The sequence below is a fragment of the Psychrobacillus sp. FSL K6-1267 genome (assembly GCF_038003265.1).
In the GTDB taxonomy this organism is placed as follows: Bacteria; Bacillota; Bacilli; order Bacillales_A; family Planococcaceae; genus Psychrobacillus; species Psychrobacillus faecigallinarum.
This window is the reverse complement of record NZ_JBBOOR010000001.1, coordinates 4,116,751-4,136,932: the sequence shown is the minus strand read 5'-3', so window position 1 is coordinate 4,136,932 and position 20,182 is coordinate 4,116,751. Positions and strand designations below refer to the sequence as shown.

Here is a 20,182-nt window from a genome sequence, read left to right as displayed (position 1 = left end):
TATAAAATTACCAATAGCAATTCTCTCCTTTTTGGTAGGATCAGACGTCAAGGTTTGGGTTCGTCTCGCAAACTTCTGGGCTCTCTGCAAGGTTCTGCGTCATCTCTGCAACATTGTATTTCTTTTGCGCAATGCTTGGAGTCGTCTCTGCAAGGTTTATGCTCATCTCCGCAAGGATTCCCGCAGTTTCCGCAACGTCCGCCACCCTCTTTAAGGTTTATTAACAAACCATTCTCTATTTGCTATTGCTATTTGTGTTTTTTATATAACTTTTAGTTAATTTTCATTTAATTTTAATGTTTAATGGGTAAATTAAAAACACAAACATATTGTTTAATGAAAGGGAGAGTGCAAATGGGTTACTATAATTCATATGGTCCTGAACAAGAACCACCAAAAGTAAGAAATAAAGCAAAGAAAAAAGGGGTTGCAGGATATTTCTTCAGTGGTTTGGCAGGTGTATTAGTCGGAGCACTTCTTGTTTGGTTTATAACCCCTTCCGTCGTAAACAATTTACCAGCACAAACAGAAAGTGAAACGGCAACAAATAAGGCAGCTAAAACAGAACAACTAAGTGTTGATATAACGACAGATGTAACAGGAGCCGTCGAAAAAGCCTCGGATGCAGTTGTCGGTATCTCCAATATCCAATCGGCAAGAAATTTTTGGAGTCAAAATTCCTCCGAACAGGAGGCAGGTACTGGATCAGGAGTTATCTATAAAAAAGAAGGCGGAAAAGCATATATTGTAACTAATCACCATGTAATAGCGGGAGCCGAAGCTTTGGAGGTAACTTTAAAGGATGGAGTTAAGGCTGAAGCTAAGCTAGTAGGTAGCGATATGTGGACAGATCTTGCAGTTCTAGAAATAGACGATAAAGGTATTGAAACAGTACTTGAATTCGGAGATTCAGATACGTTGAAACAAGGAGAGACTGTTATTGCTATAGGTAATCCCCTTGGTTTAGACTTCTATGGATCAGTTACAACTGGAGTAGTTTCTGGTACTGACCGTGCAATACCGGTAGATATTAATGAAGATGGTGTTGAAGACTGGCAAGCAGAAGTTCTACAAACAGATGCTGCGATAAATCCCGGAAACAGTGGAGGAGCATTAATCAACTTAGCTGGCCAGCTGATAGGAATTAACTCTATGAAAATCTCCGAATCGACCATAGAAGGAATCGGCTTAGCAATTCCGGTGAATTCAGCTTTACCAATCATTGAGGACTTAGAGAGAAATGGAAAAGTTATAAGACCGTCTATGGGTATTACATTAATGGATTTAACAAATGTTCCCGCATTCCATCAACGCGATACTTTAAAATTGCCAGCAGAAGTAACTACCGGAGTTGTAGTAGACGAAGTGTATGAAGGAACTCCAGCTGCTAATGCGGGGATGAAAACATATGATGTTATCGTAGAGATGGATGGGGAGAAAGTCGAGAACTCGATTGACTTGAGAAAGCATCTATACAACGAAACAGAAATTGGAGATAATTTAAAGGTTAAGGTTTATAGACAAGGTGAAATAGTAGAATTAACTTTAACATTAAAAGATTCCACTGACTTATAAAGATGTGGATAACTAAAATTTATTAACAAAAGTTTTACACAACGAGTAGTGAAAGAAAAGCTTGTCTTTCCTACTCGTTTTTTCTTTGTTAAAATAGATTGTGGATAACAATGGATGAATTGTGTATAACTATGTTGAATAATTTAAATGAGAAGAGGAGATAAATAGTGAGAATATTCAGTTGCGAAACCCATATAAATCACGCTTTAGACATGTTTGTAGCAGAGAAAAAAACATTTCCAATGATGGAGAAATTAAACGAGGAAGAAATGTTATCCACAAGTTGTACCTATTGTAACATTTCTGCAATATATCTTGTGGCTCATGAAAATGATGACACAAGATGTAGATAACTATTGTGGATATGTGGATAAGTATTGTTAATAACTTGTTTGTAAATGAAATGTAAAGGTGGATAACCTGTGAATATACAAATTATATCTGTAGGAAAGTTAAAAGAAAAATATTTGAAAATGGGGATAGAAGAGTATACAAAAAGACTTGGAAGCTACGCTAAAATGGAGTTAATAGAAGTAGCAGATGAGAAAGCTCCTGAAAATCTAAGCGATGCAGATATGGAAATCGTTAAGAAAAAAGAAGGAGACCGTATCCTAGCAAAAATCGGAGCAGACACATACGTGATAGCCCTAGCAATCGAAGGAAAAATGAAATCCTCCGAGCAGCTAGCTACAGATATCGAGTCATTGATGACCTATGGAAAAAGCAAAATAGCCTTTGTAATAGGTGGATCATTAGGTTTGCATGAGGAAGTAATGAAGCGCAGTGACGAAAAGCTCTCCTTCTCCAAAATGACCCTGCCACACCAGCTCATGAAGCTTGTATTGGTGGAGCAGATTTATCGAGCTTTTAGGATAATGAAGGGTGAACCGTACCACAAATAGCTCGGTTTTATACCAAAGCAATTAAAGAAGAATACACGAATCATCGTGATATTATGATTACTTTGCCAGATATTACGATTGAAAGAAGAGCAGAAATAAATCTTGGTGGAGTGACTTGTATCGTACAACATGTTGGAGGGGACCATGCTGCAGATTCTGTCATTGTGTATATTAAAGAAGAGAAGATTCTCTTCCTTGGGGACTGCATTTATCCAAGAATGTATGCCAAAAAAGTACACTATACAATAAATGAAACCTTAAGATTATTAGATGAATTAGAATCATTTGATGCAGAAACATATATACCTTCGCATCAACAACCAATTTCAAAAGAGACATTTGAAATGGAAGTTGCTAAGCTTCGGACCATTGCGAAATATACAGATATTTGTAATGGTGATAAGCTGAAAATAATGAAGGAATACGAAAACTACGTAAAAAGGGAACTTACCGAAGATGAAATGGAGACAATCTCCAATTTTGCAAATGGTTATTAAATTATCGCTGCGTTATCGATGAATTTAAAATATTACGGAGAACCCTACATAAATAAGTGTGGATATTAATTAGATAAAAAAATAATGTCGATTTTCTAAGTTATAGAAAATCGACATTTTTACAAATCTTATATAGATGGTTTCATGTACTACTCTTATTGTGCAGTTAATCCGCCATCGATAACGAATTCTGAACCTGTTGAGTAGCTAGACTCTTCAGAAGCTAAGAATAGTACCATATTAGATACTTCTTCTGGCTGTGCTACGCGTTTTAATGGAATATGTTTAGCGAATTCTTCAACAGCTGCTTTTGTATCTTCTTGTACAACCATTGGAGTAGCGATTACGCCAGGGTGTACAGAGTTTACGCGAATGCCCATTGGCGCTAAGTTGATTGCCGCTGCTTTCGTCATACCACGAACTGCGAATTTTGTATCAGTATAACCTACAGCACCAGCAACTAAGCCATTCATTGAAGAAATGTTGACGATTGAACCGCCACCTGCTTTCATCATTGAAGCTGCTACTGTTTTCATGCCTAAGAATACTGACACTTGGTTAATGTCTACGATACGACGGTATTCTTCTACTGTAATATCAAGCATGTTTTTCGCCATCGTAATACCGGCATTGTTTACTAATACGTTTACTGGACCGAAAGCTTCTTCCGCTTTAGCAATAACTGTTGCCCAATCTTCTTCAGATGTTACGTTTTGTTTAACGAAAAGGGCATTTTCCCCTAATTCAGCTGCGAATGCATTTCCTTTTTCCTCATTTAAATCTGTTAAAACAACTTTTGCACCGTGTTCGACAAATAATTTTGCATGTGCTGCACCCATACCTTGTGCTGCACCTGTAATAATTGCGATTTTACCTGATAAACGACTCATGTAAATGGCCCCCTAAAATAGATTCATATAAAGTGATAGTCGACTATCATCTTTTATACTTACTAGTAAACAACTTTCTTGTTCGAAAGTCAATTCATATGTCCGTTACTTATTATGGTTGAATATAGCGTAAAAATACATCCTTCATCATCAAAAGCTGCTTGTCCGCAGAGAGTAGCGTTGAAAGATTCGTATCATGCTTTGTTAGGCTTGATTTGTAAGTAAATATGCTAAAATTTTGCACCATTGTCATGACAAAAACATCCAAATCAATACCTGGTCTTAACGAGCCGTCCTGCTTACCCTGCTCACTTATTTTTAATAAAACAAAGGCTAAGTTGCTTCGTGCTGATAAATATTCAGCATATTGCTCCGGGGATTCTTCAGCTGTTTTTTCATACAAATCAAAGGAGTCGAAATACTTCGCTAAACGTAGTTGTGGGTCCTTCATTATGCCCATATAATACTCTAAAATTTGTTCGATTTTTTCATATGCCGTTATACTCTTCTCGATAATCTGCCCAATATCCGTGGCCATTTCATCTGTGATCGCATTCGTTGCCGCAATCATTAAATACTCTTTTTTAGGAAAATAGCGGAATAAAGTCGCAATCCCAATGCCAGATGCTGTCGCGACATCTTGCATTTGTACTGTTTGTACGCCTTGCTCCAAAAATAAATCCTTTGCAATCTGGATAATGTTTTGGCGGCGTTGTTGTTTTTGTTGTTCTCGTTTACTCAATTTTCGTCACTCCAACTGTTCTACATCTACATGCATTAATTGTAACATGTTTAGAGGTATCAACTTGTATTCAATTCATATGGGGCGTCACGATACTTGTTATTTATTTTTATTAAGTTATTCATTAAAATAATGGGGTTGTTGGATAAAGGGTATAAAATGACATCAATTCAGGCATTTTTTCATACAATATTTAGGGGTGAAAAAATGGCAAGAGTTAAATACCGAGATAAAGACATTGATCTAATGGCAAGGATGATGAGAGCAGAAGCCGAGGGTGAAGGAAAACAAGGGATGTTATATGTTGGAAATGTAATTGTAAATCGAACTAAAGCAGATTGCTTAGACTTTCAAGATGTAAGAACTATTGAGCAAGTCATTTTTCAGGTACAAGGAGGAAATTATTCTTTTGAAGCTGTTCAAAAAGGTAATTTATTCTATGAAAGAGCGAGAACTTCTGAAAAAAGGTTAGCAAAGCAAACTTTGGACTATTGGAGAGAACACCCAGCGAAGTATGCACTTTGGTATTTTAATCCCTACGCTCCGTGTCCTCCGACATGGTACGGACAGCCTTTTTCTGGTCAGTATAAAAATCATTGTTATTATGAACCGGCAGCTGGAACATGTGAAAGTGTTTATATAGGATAGGTTAAATAAGGGAGCTTAATTAAATCTGAAGTTTTAGTAAATCTTGTTTAATGCTAGCTTAGCATCCTAGAAATAGATTCGAGAATAATATTTCCAGTTCCATATAAAAACATCATTTAGATACATCACAATAAATGAAGTTAAAATGATAAGTACTTCAACAACCTCATATATTATTAATCATTAGTTAGGCATATTCAGATAAAATGAATATGTCTATTTTTTTTTGCAAAATCTTGTAACGTTTTAATATTTCGCTAGTTATTTAGTTAAAGGAGGGGAGACAATGGACTTTGAGGAAATTTATCAAGCATATTTTCATGACGTTTATTTGTATACGAGATCACTGGCGATAGATGAAAATATAGCAGAAGAAATTACACAGGAAACATTTTTTAAGGCACTGAGGTCTATGCACCAATTTGATGGCAAAAAAGATATACGAGCCTGGCTTTTTACAATCGCTAAAAATACATATTTTACCCATTACAATAAAAAGCAACGCGAAGTCAATCAGGTGGAAGTATCAGTGCCAGATGATGTTCGAGTCGTAGAGTATTTAGTGAATGAAGAACAAGCTTTTGAAATTCATCATTTTTTGCACACAATGGAAGAGCCTTATAAAGAAGTCTTCTCCCTTCGTACGTTTGGTGAGCTGTCATTTGAGAAAATAGGTCAGTTGTTTGGAAAAAGTGATGGCTGGGCCAGAGTAACGTTTTACCGTGCGAAAAAGAAAATATTAGCGTATATGGAGGCGAAACGAGATGAAGGAAGTTAAATGTACAATTATTCAAGATTTGTTACCGCTTTATGTAGATGACGTCGTAAGTGAAGATACAAAAGAGCTGGTAGAACAACACTTACAAACCTGTCAAGCTTGCCAAAAGGAGTACGAGCAAATGACGGAAACATTGTATGTGCCGATCGAAAATAAAGTGACATTGTTTGAAAAGCTTAATAAAAAATGGAATCGAAAAAAAATGATACTTATTGGTGGATCGGTTTTAATGACTACATTATTGTGTTTTACTGTATTCTCATACGTGTTTCACTATCAAAAACTTATTCCTTATTCAAAGGACTTATTTGTGATTGAAGAGAAAGAAGATGGGACACTTGTTTCTAATTATTTTGGGGAAAGTCACGCGGGGACTTATATGACGCACCCGATGAAAGTTGAAATAGATGGAGAAACAAAATATATCAGCCTAATCAGTTATGTTGAAACAATGGCTAATTCACCTACGAGCAATTTTTTCCGAGAGGATAAAAGAATAGGTCCTGAGCAATCTACGTTACCGGATAGTAAAACTGTAGATGCTGTATATTACGGGGACTTTGATTTGGAAAAAGTAATCATTACAAAAGAGCAATCATGGAAAGAACTTTTGCAAGAGATGACGTTAGTTTGGGAGAGATAGAATAAATGCATTTTATTTTAGGACCATATGGATTTAATAGTAACAAATCAAAGAAGCATGAATGGATAAAAAAATAATGCATGTGTATTTAAAAAAATCTTAGATCGAAAGAAATTTGTTTTAGAAATTGGTTATAGCATTGTTAGTTTATTTCCAAACGACATCAGAATTGAATAAGCTTTTGCTTAAGATTGTTCAACCGTATCATAAAAAAAGCTAGAACATCCGAAAAGATGTTCTAGCTTTTTATTTGAGAGTTATTCATTATATTTCAATAAGAGATGATGCCTCTAATGAATTAGTGATTGGAAAAAGGATAAAGTATTACTGGAAGAACACAAATTAAATACAAGAGAAGCTTTGTACATAGAAAGTATGCGATTAATTAGCATAAAAGACAGATTATAAATTTTTGTAATCGATAGTTTCTTTGAATGTTACTTTAAGTTATCATTTAAAACACTTTTCTCTAACACAGCAAATTTATCCCCATATACATTAGTAATATGTTGTTCTCCCCACACACATAGTGAATTTAAGATACCTTCTAAGCTTTGGCCATATTCGCTGAGCTCATATTCCACTTTAGGAGGGATTTGATTATACACGATACGGTTGATAACCTTATCTTCTTCTAATTCTCGTAATTGTTGGGTTAACATTTTTTGTGTAATGTTTGGCATTAGACGTTTCAATTCACTTGTACGTTTCTTGCCATGTGTTAGATGGCAAAGGATAACGCATTTCCATTTCCCTCCTATTACTTCCAATGTTGCTTCGACAGAGATATTGTACTTCTTTCTTTGCATATTAATTCTCCTTTTATAGGAACAAAAAAGTACCTATATTACTTTTTGGTATCTATATTACTTTTAAGTGCGTACTTTTCTTTATGAATGATATGTATCATAATAACATTTGTTGAAGTAACACACCATACTTTCACTTATAACTTACTTTTCATTAAAGTAAGTTTTCAATTATATAACCAAAAGGGGGGAAAGAGTGAATATGGATATAAATGAAAAGCAAAGTACATTAGCCTTACTCGCTTTAGCGGTTAGTGCTTTTGCAATTGGAACAACTGAATTTATCAGCGTCGGATTGCTACCTCTTATTTCAACTGATTTAAGTATTCCGGTGACCACTGCTGGGTTAACGGTTTCTTTATATGCCTTAGGTGTAACATTTGGAGCTCCTATTTTGACATCCTTGACATCTCGTATGTCTCGTAAGACTCTATTAATTTGGATTATGATTGTTTTTAGTGTTGGCAATACTATTGCTACAGTTTCTACAACAATTGAATTGTTACTATTGGCACGAGTAATCTCAGCATTTTCACATGGGGTCTTTATGTCAATAGGTTCGACAATAGCTGCCGATTTAGTTCCAGAAAACCGTAGAGCTACTGCAATTTCAATAATGTTTACAGGTCTTACAGTATCGACAGTTACAGGTGTGCCATTTGGCACCTTTATTGGACAGCAGCTAGGTTGGAGAAGCGCCTTTATTATTATTGTCATTATTGGTGTAATTGCCTTAATTGCAAATAGTATTTTGGTTCCATCTAATTTACGAAAAGGAGCAAAAACTACTTTTCGTGATCAACTTAAGCTTGTGACCAATGGTAGATTATTAATTTTATTCATCATTACGGCATTAGGATATGGTGGAACATTTGTGGTGTTCACCTTTTTATCTCCCTTGCTTCTGGATATCACTGGGTTTAAAGAAGGAGCTGTGGCTATTATTTTATTAGCGTATGGAATCACAATTGCCATTGGCAATATGATTGGTGGTAAGTTGTCGAATCATAATCCAATTGGTGCATTGTTCTATATGTTTATAGTTCAGGCTATTATCTTATTTATTTTAATGTTTACAGCACCATTTAAAATTGCGGGATTAATTACAATTCTATTGATGGGCTTATTAGCATTTATGAATGTTCCAGGCATACAAGTATATGTTGTAATGCTGGCTGAACGCTTTGTTCCCAGTGCAACAGACGTGGCATCTGCAATTAATATTGCTGCATTTAATGCCGGAATTGCGATTGGCTCCTATTTAGGAGGTGTTATTACAGACTCAATAGGACTAATCCATACCACTTGGATCGGAGCTCTCATGGTTTTATTGGCTGCACTCTTAACGGGAGTTAGCAGAGCTTTAGAGCGAAGAGATCAAGTTAGTAAAATATAAATTATTGGAGGTTTTAAAGATGATGGTAAAAAATTTACAAGATACAACAACTTTGCATAATGGTGTGAAAATGCCTTGGCTTGGAATTGGAGTTTTTAAAGTAGAAGAAGGTCCTGAATTAGTAAATGCAGTAAAAACTGCTATTGAACATGGATATCGTAGTGTTGATACTGCCGCTATATATGAGAACGAAGAAGGCGTGGGAAAAGGAATACAAGCAGGCTTAAAAGAAGCGAGTATTTTAAGAGAAGAGCTATTTGTTACTTCTAAAGTTTGGAATGCAGATTTAGGATATGAGTCAACAATTAACGCATATGAAACGAGTCTACAGAAGCTTGGCTTAGAATATTTAGATTTATATTTGATTCATTGGCCAGTTGAAGGGAAATATAAAGAAGCTTGGAGAGCAATGGAAACTCTATATAAAGAAGGGCGAGTAAAAGCAATTGGTGTAAGTAATTTTCAAATACATCATTTGGAAGAATTAATGAAGAACGCTGAAATTAAACCAATGGTTAATCAAGTAGAGCTCCACCCTCGGTTAACTCAAAAAGATTTACATGTTTTTTGTCAAGACAACAATATTCAGCTTGAAGCATGGTCACCATTAATGCAAGGACAGTTGCTAGATAACGAAGTTTTGCAGGAAATTGCGGACAAGTATAATAAATCAGTTGCTCAAATTATTTTACGCTGGGATCTTCAACATGAGATTGTCATTATTCCGAAATCAACAAAAGAGCATCGAATAATAGAAAATTCGAATGTATTTGATTTTATATTGACAAAAGAGGAGATGCAAATCATTGATGGCTTGAATCAAAATTATCGTGTTGGACCAGATCCAGACAATTTTGACTTCTAATAGTAGATGTACTGAGTTTGTAAAGCATAGACTTTAAAAAGGAGAAGCAACTGTAGCTTCTCCTTTTTTGCAGATAAGAGACCATAAGAGCAAGATAGAGGACGAAATCAACGTCAGTTACTTGTTAAGATTAGTCAGACAAACATTAGGGGGATTTAAAATCAAATGCACCTAATTTATAAGAAAGCAGGAATGTTATTTACATTCCTGCTTAAAGTATGTTTTTAATACTATTTATGTTTTCCTAATGCAAGGTCATTAATAGAGTATTTACTCAAAATTTCTTTTATTTTCTGTTGTGATTCTAGCACTATTTCTAAGATAAATTGGTCCATATCATCAATTTCTTTTGCTACTTCATTTGGATGTGCGTCTTTTGCAATCGCAACATAAATATCATACAAGGTAGTTTCCTCAGGGTTAACTAGCAGTTTATATCCTCCGTAGCGTCCTCCGTAACCCTCTACAATATTTTCTTGCATTAATTTAGCTAATACTTTTCGTATAAAGCTCGATTCAATGCCTAATTTCTCAGTTAATGTGTTACTTGTTATTAGCTCATTTGCATTTGCTAATAGAGCTAATGATTTAATGGCAACTATGAAGTTTGTTTTTCCTAAGTAGCTTAATTGTAAAAGGCTATCCATAATTTCACTTCCTATCAAATTTATTTTAGCAATGCCTTCAAGTAAATTAAAGAAAGAATAGTTGACTTAAAGTGAAATAATTTGTTAAATTTTAATTGTGAATTATTATCACAATTAAAGCTGGGGAGGGTTTATGATGGGACGTTTAGAAAACAAAGTAGCTATTATTACTGGTGCTGCTTCAGGAATGGGACTAGCTGCTAGTAACCTATTTGCAAAAGAAGGAGCAAAGGTTGTCGCAACAGACATCGCAATTGATCAATTAAAAGACGTGACAGCGGCAATAGAAGGTGAAATTTTATGTGTGGAATTAGATGTCACTTCGGAAGAACAATGGAAAAATGTAATGGATAAAGCAAAAGAAGCTTTTGGTAAAATTGATATTTTAGTTAATAATGCTGGTGTATCATTTCACAAAACTCTTTTAGAAGAAACATTAGATGGTTGGAATCGTACAATTAACCTAAATTTAACGTCTGTGTTTTTAGGAATGCAATCAGTTATTCCTCATATGCAAGAGAATGGTAGTGGGTCAATCGTAAACTGTGTCTCATTAGCAGCTATTATTGGTAGTGCTGACAATGGTGCAGCTGCTTATGCTGCGGCAAAAGGTGGCGTTAGAGCCTTATCAAAACATGCAGCTATTAACTTCGCAAAAGATAATATTCGTGTAAACTCTATTTACCCTGGTGCAATCTTAACCGGTGCAGCACAACGTCATGGCGTAACATCTCGTGAGGTTTTAGGAAAAGCATTTGAAGGAACTATTCCATTACCACCATTTGCAGGAGAAGCAATTGATATTGCTAATGGATATTTGTATTAAGCCTCAGATGAATCAAAATTTGTTACTGGTGAAGAGTTAATCATTGATGGTGGATGGAGTTCTAAGTAATCGAAATAATAAAGATTTCAAATGGTATCACATTTCTCAAAGTATATATGTCTATGTCATTAAAGATATATAAAAAATCCGATTCAGCAATATTTTATGAATCGGATTTTTTATAAATTTCATGCTATTGGCGAGTTAGTTCAGCTAATTATTCTATTAAATCTGAGTGTATTACCTTTTTTGCACCAAACAATCACTTAACCTATGAAAATCGAAGGTCACGTATATTTTCTACATAAAATTAAAGTACTTGTTTTTAATCACATCTGTATCTGAACGTCGGTTCTGTCTGAATATAAAACGCATTTCTTACTTGGGCACTCCAATTTGCAAAGGCTGATCTCCATTCAGGAGTTTCAAAAAATTGATCAACAGTTTGAGTTTCAGAACGCCAAACTATGAATAGATTGAGTGGAGCAATTCCTCCTGCCCAAATCCCATTATTAGTGTCAGTGTCTTCTTCCCTTACTAATAATAAGGGGAGACCAAACTGAAACGCCATGGAAGGCTCTACTTGAGAGTAAACGGACCCTTCCCAGAATGGAGTGGGTGGGGGAAGGGGCCCTGTATTAACATCGACCGTTTGAATTTTAAAACGCCGAAAGTTTACCGCCAACATTCCATAGCTTGATGAAACTAATCGACGAATATCAGTTAGGATAGATTCGGGATAACTTTCGCTTAGAGGTAATGTACGTGGAAAAAGCAAAGCATTTTCAATTTCAAAAATTAAACGATTTAAAAACCGTTGTTGGTTTTCATTTAAATGAGTTGTAGTACTTAAAAATATGGGGATACGATAAGCACGGTCAATACACTCTTGGTGTGCTTTTTCTATTTTTACTGTAGAGGGATGCTCATTATTACTCATTATCTCTTCATCTTTGCGTGAAGAGATAAATGTATTATTTCTCACTATCTCACTTCCTTTTTTATTAGTAGTATATGAAAGTGAAATAAGTGAGCTTGGACATAATAGCTAAATTTCATAAAATATAAATTGACTTTAGGACGATAATTTAATGTTTTATTCTTAGCGCAGAGAATTAGCGTTTCCTATTATTCAAAACAGAGACTTTTTTCAATAAAATACAAACTGGAATGGCTACAAGAATCCCAACTACATTTTGAACTATGTTCCCTGGAATTGAAGCCAGTGGTATAACCCAGCTACCAAATAAGACCCTTTCGCAAATATAATAAACCCCTAACATAACTGGTATTGAAGTAAAAATGGCTAGTAAATTGAAAGTAATACTATTACCTTTACGACCGAGCGACCATGCTATTTTCCCAACGATATATCCTTGCAAACCACGTGCTACCACTGTGAAGGGTGCCCACAAAGTCCAACCAGATATTAAGTCAAACAAACCCATACCTATAGCTCCAGCAAGTGCCCCTTTTTTAGGGCCGAATAAGATGGATGCGATAAATAGCATAGCTGTTCCAAGATGAACTAACCCACCATTAGCTGCGATAGGTAGTTTAATATTTAATGTAAGAGTTGCAACAAATACGAGTGCGATTAACATTGCGGATAAGATTAAATCAAAAGTATTTGTTTTTGAATAGCTTGTTGTTTTTTGCATAGTTCTAAACCGTCCTTTTTTTTAGAGGTATTATAAATAATTGCAGAGATTGCCTTTAAAAAGTTTTCCTATTTCAAGCTAAACTTAGCAAATGATTGATCTTTTTAAAAGTATCAATTTTGCAAAAAACGTAGTGGTCAGTTTGGTAAGTAATGATAGAAATAGTTGTTTATACATGTCTTAAACCACTCTAAGTGGAAAAGAATGCAGTTGATGATATAGTTGATAAAATAGACGGATATCCGCAATAAAAAGGAGTGTTAGTTCATGGAAAGAGTAAAGAATAAAGTGGCTATAGTAACAGGAGGAGCATCAGGTATTGGATTATCTGCAGCATCATTATTGGCAAAAGAGGGAGCAAAAGTAGTCATTGCTGATTTCAATGTGGAAGGCGCAAAGCAGGCAGCTGAAAATATAAAGAAATATGGTGGGGAGGCTGTAGGAATATTCCTTGATGCAGGAGATGAAAATTCCATAAAGGAAGCTATCGAATATACAGTTCAACATTTTGGTACAGTATCCATACTATTTAACAATGTTGGATTAACTAATCTTCAGAAGGATCTAGATGTTGTAAATCTGGATTTAGATGAGTGGGACCGACTGATGAATATCAATATTAAGAGTGTGTTGCTTGGTAGTAGATTTGCTATCCCGCATATGGTGGAAGCTGGTGGTGGTTCGATTATCAATACAGCATCTATGGCTGGATTTACAGGAGATGCTGTACGTTCTGCATACGGTGCATCGAAAGCGGCTGTTGTCAATCTCACGAAATATATTGCTGCACAATATGGCAAAGATAAAATCCGCTGTAATGCAATAGCACCAGGATTGATTTTAACACCTGCAGCTGAGAATAATATGAGCGCTGAGGTATTGGATATTTTCGCTAAGTATAATGCTTTGCCATACCATGGTGAGCCTGACGATATAGGACATACAGTAGTATTCCTAGCTTCCGATGAGTCCAAGTTTATAACGGGGCAAACAATTCAAGTAGAAGGCGGACATTATATAGCAAATCCAAGTGTTCCAGATTTTAAGGACTTAATGAATAAGGCACAAAAATAAATTTTCCGTGTTCAAATTATGTAAGATGAGTTTAGCTCATAATGATTTTCTCTATTCAAGTGTATGTGTAGTTACTACATTTGAATAGAAGTCATTATGGGCTTTTTTTATTTCATTAGATTATTTTCTACATTCCAATTGGCGAGTTTATCTTTGGATTCTATTTCTGTTATTCAAATAAAACATCCATATCATTTTTATTGGGAGTATTTTTATAAAGAATGAATTTCGTTTTCTTAACCTGAGATAAAAAAGTTTTAAACACTAAATAATGGTGTTAATTTCATTAATATCACAGTACCAACTAAACGCGAACATCCCATATTTATTGATTGTAGCGACAGGCGGCGACTCCGGCGGGATGAGTGAGACAGATAAGCCAACACAAGCGAGGCGTAAGCCACGGTGATGGCTTATCGCTCACCCCGCGGAACGCGTCCGCCTAGAGTGGAAATCAATTGAATTATATTTTTAAAAAAACAAGTATAAATCATTGTTCCTATCTTAATCGTTAGTGTTTTCCCTAAAAAATTCCTCTTCCGTTAATGGGAGCGACAGGCGGCGACTCCGGCGGGATGAGTGAGACAGATAAGCCAACACAAGCGAGGCGCAAGCCACGGTGATGGCTTATCGCTCACCCCGCGGAACGCGTCCGCCTAGAGTGGAAATCAATTAAATTATATTCTTAGAAAACTTGTATATCTCATTATTTCCTCTTCTTTTGAACGCATAAAAAGAAATTATGAAATTGATTCATTTAATTCTTTATTCGGAGAAAACTATTTAGTAAAGAAAATGATTATATGTTCAACTTTTTAGGCTATGTATCCGTCTATCTTATGTATACACTAACAAATACTGAAAAAGGAGCTCTTAGAGATGAAGCATCAACATGTTGAACAAGTATTTGTGACTTTCATCCGGGCAAATAAAGAGAGATTTTATTTGCTTGCATATAGCTATATGAAAAATGAACAAGATGCACTAGATATAGTACAAGATAGCATTCAAAAAGCATTGCAGTCTCTACACACATTAAAAGACGAACAGCAACTGAAAAGTTGGTTTTATAAAATTGTCGTAAGAACAGCTATTGACTTCCTACGAAAAAACAAGCGCATACAAGTTATGAATGACGAACAATTAGAGTTTCTAACGCCACACCAAAATGATACATATGAAAATATGGATTTGAATGAGGCACTGGAAAGTTTACCTTCTACTTTAAGAGAGGTCATTGTTCTTCGCTACTTTGAGGATTTAAAAATAGAGGATGTTGCGTACATATTGGATGTAAATATCAATACTGTTAAATCGAGAATCTACAAAGCATTGAAGCTACTTAAAATCGAATTGACGGAAAAGGAGTTGACATGATGGACAAGCTGAAAAAGTTAGAAGAAAAATACAAAAATATACCTATCCCAGAAAATTTGGATGCTGTAGTAGAAGCCAGTTTGAAGAAGAATCGTAAGAGACAAATGCCAAAATGGTTTCTGGGTATGACGGCTGCAGCTGCTCTATTTATAGCAAGCCTTAATATGAGTCCTACCATGGCTAAGGCATTAGGAGAGTTGCCGGTACTTGGAGATGTTGTCCATGTACTGACCTTTGTCCATTACGAAAAGCAAGAGGATACGTATTCAGCTAATATTGACGTTCCGCTAATCTCAGGAAACTCAGATGCGATTAATGCCCTTAACGAAAAATACGCAAAAGAAGGAAAGGCGCTATATGAGCAATTTGAAAAGGAGATGGAAGGGATGCAACAGGTTGAGGGAGGACATTTAGGAGTAGACAGTGGCTACATTGTAGCAACAGATACAGAAAAATTATTATCGATTGGACGTTATGTAGTCAATACCGTAGGATCATCTTCTACAGTGATGCAGTACGATACAATCGATAAGCAAAAAGAAATTGTACTGACTCTTCCAAGCTTATTTAAAGATGATAGTTATATCTCAATAATTAGTGACTATATTAAGGAGAAAATGCAAGAAGAGATGCTAGCAACGAATCAGGAAAAAGTGTATTGGGTAGAGGGTGCAGGTTTAGCAGATGAAGATTTAGTAGATACCTTTACTTCCATCCGTCCGGAACAAAATTTTTATATTACTGCTAAGAACAAGCTCGTAATAGTCTTTGACAAGTATGAGGTGGCACCTGGCTATATGGGTGTCATTGAATTCGAAATTCCAACGGAGCTAATAAAAGATACTCGCATGAATGATGAATACATCCAGTAAATAGCTTACTAACACAAATCATAAAATGTTAGAAGAGGAGATGTACGCTAGATGCAAACATCTCCTCTCTTTTGTACGAATAGCTACACTTTACGACTATAAAGACGATAATAATAATTCAATTGTATAAATAGGGTGGTTTAACATGAGTAAGACAGGAAGGAAAACATATGAAGAGGAAGGAAGGGTACCGTCAACTTCGTACTCTCACAGAAAAAATGAACAGGTCAAAGTTAAAAGAAAAATTAGAAAAAAACCAGTGTTTGTTTTTTTATTATTATTACTTTTTCTTGTTTTGTTTTTTACTATAGAAATATCGGATACTTCTTTTTCATCTAATGAAGCAGTGAAAGCACAAGTGAGTACTCAAGAAACTGAATATGAAGGTATTCAAATTAAAACGGAAACAGTTGAAAATGAAGTATATGAATATACGGTTAAATATCTGTCTACAGATAACGATGCGGATAAGTTTATAGAAAAGTTTGTCCAAAAGAAAAGAGATACGTTTATAGAAGCAGCTATCGCTAAAGAAAACAAAGATAAAAATTTTATTAAGGATATATTTAAGAAAGATACGAATAAAAAAGTCCCTACTTTAAACATAGATTTATCTATAAAATATGTCTCTAAAGAGTTATTATCAGTGATTATTCATGCCGATGTTGTTGGAGAAAACGGGAAAAAAGAAACAATCTCATTAAATATAGACCGAAGTACAGGAGAGGCCCTAAGCCTACAAGATATAATGGTTAATGAAGGTTCTATCCAATACTTAAAAGAAAGCCTGGAAAGAGTACTTCAAAAAAATGAGGATCAAAATTATACACCAGAAGAAGTAACCCTAGTTAAAGAAATATCTGCTACTGAAGAAAACTACAAAGTTTTTTACTTTACAGATCGAGGGTTCCAAATTGAGTTTAGTGAAGGGGTATTGGATGACAGTATTTTAGAACCATTTCATGTATCCATACCATATAGTCTATTAACGGGAATTGTTCAAGATTCATTTTTACGTTCCATTTATTCTGATGCTTTTAATGGTTCGACTATGGTTGAAAGAAATACCCAATCTATAAAACCTTTAGATCCGAACAAAAAATACATAGCATTAACATTTGATGATGGTCCAAATAAATCAAGCACATCTGCTATTTTAGACATATTAAACAAACACAAGATTAAAGCTACTTTTTTTGTATTAGGTAATAGAGTAGAAAAGTATCCTGATATTATTAAGAGAGAGTATGAAGAAGGACATGAAATTGGTATCCACACATGGAGCCATCCTATTTTGACAAAGCTATCGATGAAAGAAATAGAAAAAGAGATTTTAAGTACTTCCAATGAACTTATTAAAATAACAGGAGAAGCTCCTAGTCTGGTTCGCCCACCATATGGAGCATATAATCAGGATGTGAAAGCTGCAGTTAATAATCCTCTTGTTTTATGGTCAGTAGATACACTTGATTGGAAAACAAAAAATCCAGCTAGTATTTTGCAAATGGTTAAAAAGTCTACTTGCGATGGAAGTATTATTTTAATGCATGATATTTATGAAACGACAGCAGCTTCTTTAGAGAGTGTCATAAACTACTTAACGAAACAGGGTTATGAGTTTGTAACCGTCAGCGAATTATTGAATTTAAATGCGCCAGGTATCCATTATGCTGGACAGGTTTATACGAATAGAGATTCACTTTAATGAGGTTTTATAAAAAAACTAGCCGATCTAAGATTTAATCTTAAATCGGCTTTTTTTAATGGAGTATCTATCTTTTCTTATTCCTCTGGGACATTACATCTGGCTCGTGAGAATTATCATTATATTATAGGTTAGCGATTATGCTTTTCCTCATCTCGTTCTTTTTTTATTTCCTCCATTTGCTCCATCTGTTCATGATACTCTTCCTCTACATCTGAAGTAGCTGGAAGGAAGGACTCATCGTTAAAATCGACTCTTTTTCCATAACGAATCATTTCATAGATAATCATTCCGTTATTAGGCTTACCGTTGATAGTTGTCATGGGTACTACATCGAATACCACGTAATAAAAAGCATAAAAAACAAAGCGATCCCAAAAAGTTTTGTATTCCTCTGCCCATCCGTTGGCAATTAAAAAATTAATGAGGAGGGCAATAAACAAATTTATCAATATTGGCCCTGAATAAATACAAACGTAAGCAAACTTACTTTTACGCTTTAAGTCATCGTATGAAAACCAGCTATACAGATGATAATACTTGCGTATATCAATCATTCCAAGTTTAATAAGCCTGGGCCCAGAACCAATTGTTAGCCTTGGCTTAACAACGCCAAATAACCAGCTGACGATTAAATAGCCAGACTCTCGCAGAAATACTACGACAGGTAAGATAATAAATGCTGAAATAATCAATGACAAGAGATCCGATAGTCCAAACATAAAAGTATCACTTCCTAACGAATAGCTCGTAAGTCTTATAGATACCCCGAATAAATTATTTAAATCCTCCAAACAGGTGGTTGCAAAAACATACCCAACGAGGAAAACATATCCATAACTGAAGGGTACTACAAATTACTAGGTTAAAGCTATTGAGATGGGATAAATTCTGCAAAGAAGAAATGAGCAATATTTCTAAGCCCTTATATTATTGAAATCCTGTTTCAACGAAATAAACTTCTCCTGTCCATGCATCAATATAATGAATATGTCCTTTAGTCGGAGAACTTGGATAATCAATCAAGTAAACGAAGGAATATACAATTGAATCTATGTGTTGCCGTTCAAGTGCTAAATCTACATCTACTAATCGTTGAGCAATGGCATTAGCCTCTTTATAGCTAATGGATGGTTTTCTTAAATTTTTGAATTTTTCATAAGGGATGAGAGAATGATTTATTGACTGAATATTGCTTGTTTCTGTATTAACAATTACTTCGGTTGCTAGAAAGTCTAAAGAGATATTATTATTCACATACACAAAACGATACGATTTAAATAAGTCATTTTCTATTTCAATTCCTAGAGCCTTATGTAAATTGGGTGTTTTTTCTAAGTAAAATCGGTTATATTCATCTCCAACAATTGTTCTTAAAGCGATACATGCCTTTTCCAAAGGATTACCAGCCACAGCTTTCTCCTCTTCATCACTAAAAATCTCCCAACTCTTCATATCCTCCGTTTCATAGACATCAAGTGTTGCATTACGTCCCGCTATTAAAAATACTTTCAAATCTGCCACTGCTTCTACGGTTGGCAATGGTTCAAAGCAAGCGCCTTCCATTTCGGGCATATCAGTCATATAACGGACTTTACCGTCTGTTTCTACTCCAACTAGATTAAAGTCAGGAGCATATACATAATGCCAGCCAATATCTGGGCGTATAGTCAACGTCATTAATTGTTGTTGCTGAATAATTACTTTCGCTTGGTCCTTTGAAATGAGTTTTTCTGGATATGCAAAGTGCACTTGTTCATTTGAAAAAGATACTTCTTCTAATGTCCCGTTTTTTCCAATCGTTAAATTCATTCCAGTTGAATGGACTGGAATATTATATCTCGGCTCTCTCAAAGTAAGAAGCACCATGTAATGAGAGTCGAAGTCTATTATTTCGTCTAAAACTAAATGTTCTCTTTCAAATACTTTTTGTACATAGCTCAGGAAATGTTGTTTTTCTTCAGAGGTTGAAAAAGGATGAGACTTCGGATCAAAAAATGTAACATTGGAGATAAATCCATCCAATAAAATAGTTTCTGCTAAAGGCTCCTCTTTCTCTGTATAATAATAAATTATGTCGTCTTCTTGTACTTCTTTAACAATCGTTTTATTTATAAAATCTTGTATCATTATTTGACCTACTTTCACGTGTATTCCTTACATTTCAGCTTTTTAAAAACATTTTAAATTCATTAGTTACCCTTACAGGTTGACTGAAGCACAAATGTATATGATAATTCTACATATTGAATTGTAATTATTCTAAAATAATTAT

22 protein-coding genes are annotated in these 20,182 nt (G+C 34.9%); 14 read left to right on the top strand and 8 right to left on the bottom strand.

Annotation, left to right across the window (positions count from 1 at the left end; translation table 11 throughout):
- Positions 1-354: 354 nt before the first annotated feature.
- The 4 genes from MHB55_RS21255 to MHB55_RS21240 all read left to right on the top strand — a co-directional run bounded on the left by MHB55_RS21255 (position 355) and on the right by MHB55_RS21240 (position 2,974).
- On the top strand, positions 355-1,575 hold the full coding sequence (locus MHB55_RS21255) for a S1C family serine protease (RefSeq protein ID WP_151111912.1): 1,221 nt from the start codon (positions 355-357) through the stop codon (positions 1,573-1,575).
- A 167-nt stretch (positions 1,576-1,742) separates the two neighbouring features.
- A complete protein-coding gene (locus tag MHB55_RS21250; protein ID WP_340863939.1) occupies positions 1,743-1,928 on the top strand; it encodes a CxxH/CxxC protein in 186 nt (61 codons plus the stop codon).
- 69 nt (positions 1,929-1,997) lie between these two features.
- The gene (gene rlmH / locus MHB55_RS21245) at positions 1,998-2,477 is read left to right on the top strand and encodes a 23S rRNA (pseudouridine(1915)-N(3))-methyltransferase RlmH (protein WP_144540239.1); all 480 of its coding nucleotides are present in this window, start codon (positions 1,998-2,000) and stop codon (positions 2,475-2,477) included.
- Positions 2,474-2,974 (top strand): MBL fold metallo-hydrolase, encoded by a 501-nt coding sequence (locus MHB55_RS21240; protein ID WP_340863994.1) that lies wholly within the window; start codon positions 2,474-2,476, stop codon positions 2,972-2,974. Before rlmH ends, MHB55_RS21240 begins: the two co-directional genes overlap by 4 nt.
- A gap of 155 nt (positions 2,975-3,129) precedes the next feature.
- On the opposite strand, the gene MHB55_RS21235 is transcribed toward MHB55_RS21240, so the two are convergent.
- Complete coding sequence (locus tag MHB55_RS21235; protein ID WP_340863938.1) at positions 3,130-3,864, bottom strand: glucose 1-dehydrogenase; 735 nt, start codon at positions 3,862-3,864, stop codon at positions 3,130-3,132.
- 112 nt (positions 3,865-3,976) lie between these two features.
- Positions 3,977-4,606 carry a TetR/AcrR family transcriptional regulator gene (locus MHB55_RS21230; RefSeq protein ID WP_340863937.1) on the bottom strand — a complete coding sequence of 210 codons (630 nt, stop codon included), beginning with the start codon at positions 4,604-4,606 and terminating at the stop codon, positions 3,977-3,979.
- A gap of 207 nt (positions 4,607-4,813) precedes the next feature.
- Between MHB55_RS21230 and MHB55_RS21225 the strand changes: the two genes are divergently transcribed.
- The 3 genes from MHB55_RS21225 to MHB55_RS21215 all read left to right on the top strand — a co-directional run bounded on the left by MHB55_RS21225 (position 4,814) and on the right by MHB55_RS21215 (position 6,675).
- Positions 4,814-5,254 carry a cell wall hydrolase gene (locus MHB55_RS21225; protein ID WP_154312013.1) on the top strand — a complete coding sequence of 147 codons (441 nt, stop codon included), beginning with the start codon at positions 4,814-4,816 and terminating at the stop codon, positions 5,252-5,254.
- Positions 5,255-5,540: 286 nt separating this feature from the next.
- Entirely contained in the window at positions 5,541-6,032 is a 492-nt protein-coding gene (locus MHB55_RS21220; RefSeq protein ID WP_191697342.1) for an RNA polymerase sigma factor, read from the top strand.
- Positions 6,019-6,675, top strand: a complete 657-nt coding sequence (locus MHB55_RS21215; protein WP_154312015.1) for a zf-HC2 domain-containing protein — start codon at positions 6,019-6,021, stop codon at positions 6,673-6,675. Before MHB55_RS21220 ends, MHB55_RS21215 begins: the two co-directional genes overlap by 14 nt.
- Positions 6,676-7,112: 437 nt before the next feature.
- On the opposite strand, the gene MHB55_RS21210 is transcribed toward MHB55_RS21215, so the two are convergent.
- Positions 7,113-7,484 (bottom strand): winged helix-turn-helix transcriptional regulator, encoded by a 372-nt coding sequence (locus MHB55_RS21210; protein WP_340863936.1) that lies wholly within the window; start codon positions 7,482-7,484, stop codon positions 7,113-7,115.
- Positions 7,485-7,686: 202 nt separating this feature from the next.
- Between MHB55_RS21210 and MHB55_RS21205 the strand changes: the two genes are divergently transcribed.
- A complete protein-coding gene (locus MHB55_RS21205; RefSeq protein WP_340863993.1) occupies positions 7,687-8,880 on the top strand; it encodes an MFS transporter in 1,194 nt (397 codons plus the stop codon).
- Between the two features lie 22 nt (positions 8,881-8,902).
- Positions 8,903-9,745 (top strand): aldo/keto reductase, encoded by an 843-nt coding sequence (locus MHB55_RS21200; RefSeq protein ID WP_340863992.1) that lies wholly within the window; start codon positions 8,903-8,905, stop codon positions 9,743-9,745.
- A gap of 230 nt (positions 9,746-9,975) precedes the next feature.
- On the opposite strand, the gene MHB55_RS21195 is transcribed toward MHB55_RS21200, so the two are convergent.
- Entirely contained in the window at positions 9,976-10,392 is a 417-nt protein-coding gene (locus MHB55_RS21195; RefSeq protein ID WP_340863935.1) for an Rrf2 family transcriptional regulator, read from the bottom strand.
- A gap of 136 nt (positions 10,393-10,528) precedes the next feature.
- On the opposite strand from MHB55_RS21195, the gene MHB55_RS21190 reads away from it, so the two are divergent.
- Entirely contained in the window at positions 10,529-11,218 is a 690-nt protein-coding gene (locus MHB55_RS21190) for an SDR family NAD(P)-dependent oxidoreductase (protein ID WP_340863934.1), read from the top strand.
- Between the two features lie 325 nt (positions 11,219-11,543).
- Here the strand turns inward: MHB55_RS21190 and MHB55_RS21185 are convergent, their stop codons facing one another.
- Complete coding sequence (locus MHB55_RS21185; RefSeq protein WP_144540320.1) at positions 11,544-12,158, bottom strand: hypothetical protein; 615 nt, start codon at positions 12,156-12,158, stop codon at positions 11,544-11,546.
- Between the two features lie 175 nt (positions 12,159-12,333).
- A complete protein-coding gene (locus tag MHB55_RS21180; RefSeq protein WP_144540179.1) occupies positions 12,334-12,879 on the bottom strand; it encodes an ECF transporter S component in 546 nt (181 codons plus the stop codon).
- Between the two features lie 267 nt (positions 12,880-13,146).
- On the opposite strand from MHB55_RS21180, the gene MHB55_RS21175 reads away from it, so the two are divergent.
- The 4 genes from MHB55_RS21175 (at position 13,147) to MHB55_RS21160 (ending at position 17,907) form a co-directional block, all read left to right on the top strand.
- On the top strand, positions 13,147-13,953 hold the full coding sequence (locus MHB55_RS21175) for an SDR family NAD(P)-dependent oxidoreductase (RefSeq protein ID WP_340863933.1): 807 nt from the start codon (positions 13,147-13,149) through the stop codon (positions 13,951-13,953).
- A gap of 879 nt (positions 13,954-14,832) precedes the next feature.
- On the top strand, positions 14,833-15,330 hold the full coding sequence (locus MHB55_RS21170; RefSeq protein WP_144540175.1) for an RNA polymerase sigma factor: 498 nt from the start codon (positions 14,833-14,835) through the stop codon (positions 15,328-15,330).
- A complete protein-coding gene (locus MHB55_RS21165; RefSeq protein ID WP_313955913.1) occupies positions 15,330-16,202 on the top strand; it encodes an RsiV family protein in 873 nt (290 codons plus the stop codon). Before MHB55_RS21170 ends, MHB55_RS21165 begins: the two co-directional genes overlap by 1 nt.
- 145 nt (positions 16,203-16,347) lie before the next feature.
- Positions 16,348-17,907: a polysaccharide deacetylase family protein gene (locus MHB55_RS21160; protein WP_340863932.1), complete on the top strand. Its 1,560-nt coding sequence runs from the start codon at positions 16,348-16,350 to the stop codon at positions 17,905-17,907.
- 131 nt (positions 17,908-18,038) lie between these two features.
- Here the strand turns inward: MHB55_RS21160 and MHB55_RS21155 are convergent, their stop codons facing one another.
- Entirely contained in the window at positions 18,039-18,629 is a 591-nt protein-coding gene (locus MHB55_RS21155) for a hypothetical protein (protein ID WP_191697351.1), read from the bottom strand.
- Between the two features lie 208 nt (positions 18,630-18,837).
- Positions 18,838-20,037 (bottom strand): hypothetical protein, encoded by a 1,200-nt coding sequence (locus MHB55_RS21150; protein WP_340863931.1) that lies wholly within the window; start codon positions 20,035-20,037, stop codon positions 18,838-18,840.
- Between the last annotated feature and the right edge of the window lie 145 nt (positions 20,038-20,182).

Excerpts from the sequence above, each read along its gene's own strand:
- MHB55_RS21150 (WP_340863931.1), bottom strand. The coding sequence starts at position 20,037 with ATGATACAAGATTTTATAAATAAAACGATTGTTAAAGAAGTACAAGAA.
- MHB55_RS21195 (WP_340863935.1), bottom strand. The coding sequence starts at position 10,392 with ATGGATAGCCTTTTACAATTAAGCTACTTAGGAAAAACAAACTTCATA.
- MHB55_RS21165 (WP_313955913.1), top strand. The coding sequence starts at position 15,330 with ATGGACAAGCTGAAAAAGTTAGAAGAAAAATACAAAAATATACCTATC.
- MHB55_RS21210 (WP_340863936.1), bottom strand. The coding sequence starts at position 7,484 with ATGCAAAGAAAGAAGTACAATATCTCTGTCGAAGCAACATTGGAAGTA.
- MHB55_RS21175 (WP_340863933.1), top strand. The coding sequence starts at position 13,147 with ATGGAAAGAGTAAAGAATAAAGTGGCTATAGTAACAGGAGGAGCATCA.
- MHB55_RS21255 (WP_151111912.1), top strand. The coding sequence starts at position 355 with ATGGGTTACTATAATTCATATGGTCCTGAACAAGAACCACCAAAAGTA.
- MHB55_RS21160 (WP_340863932.1), top strand. The coding sequence starts at position 16,348 with ATGAGTAAGACAGGAAGGAAAACATATGAAGAGGAAGGAAGGGTACCG.
- MHB55_RS21155 (WP_191697351.1), bottom strand. The coding sequence starts at position 18,629 with ATGTTTGGACTATCGGATCTCTTGTCATTGATTATTTCAGCATTTATT.
- MHB55_RS21170 (WP_144540175.1), top strand. The coding sequence starts at position 14,833 with ATGAAGCATCAACATGTTGAACAAGTATTTGTGACTTTCATCCGGGCA.
- MHB55_RS21215 (WP_154312015.1), top strand. The coding sequence starts at position 6,019 with ATGAAGGAAGTTAAATGTACAATTATTCAAGATTTGTTACCGCTTTAT.
- MHB55_RS21180 (WP_144540179.1), bottom strand. The coding sequence starts at position 12,879 with ATGCAAAAAACAACAAGCTATTCAAAAACAAATACTTTTGATTTAATC.
- MHB55_RS21200 (WP_340863992.1), top strand. The coding sequence starts at position 8,903 with ATGGTAAAAAATTTACAAGATACAACAACTTTGCATAATGGTGTGAAA.
- MHB55_RS21185 (WP_144540320.1), bottom strand. The coding sequence starts at position 12,158 with ATGAGTAATAATGAGCATCCCTCTACAGTAAAAATAGAAAAAGCACAC.
- MHB55_RS21190 (WP_340863934.1), top strand. The coding sequence starts at position 10,529 with ATGGGACGTTTAGAAAACAAAGTAGCTATTATTACTGGTGCTGCTTCA.
- MHB55_RS21205 (WP_340863993.1), top strand. The coding sequence starts at position 7,687 with ATGGATATAAATGAAAAGCAAAGTACATTAGCCTTACTCGCTTTAGCG.
- MHB55_RS21235 (WP_340863938.1), bottom strand. The coding sequence starts at position 3,864 with ATGAGTCGTTTATCAGGTAAAATCGCAATTATTACAGGTGCAGCACAA.
- MHB55_RS21225 (WP_154312013.1), top strand. The coding sequence starts at position 4,814 with ATGGCAAGAGTTAAATACCGAGATAAAGACATTGATCTAATGGCAAGG.
- MHB55_RS21220 (WP_191697342.1), top strand. The coding sequence starts at position 5,541 with ATGGACTTTGAGGAAATTTATCAAGCATATTTTCATGACGTTTATTTG.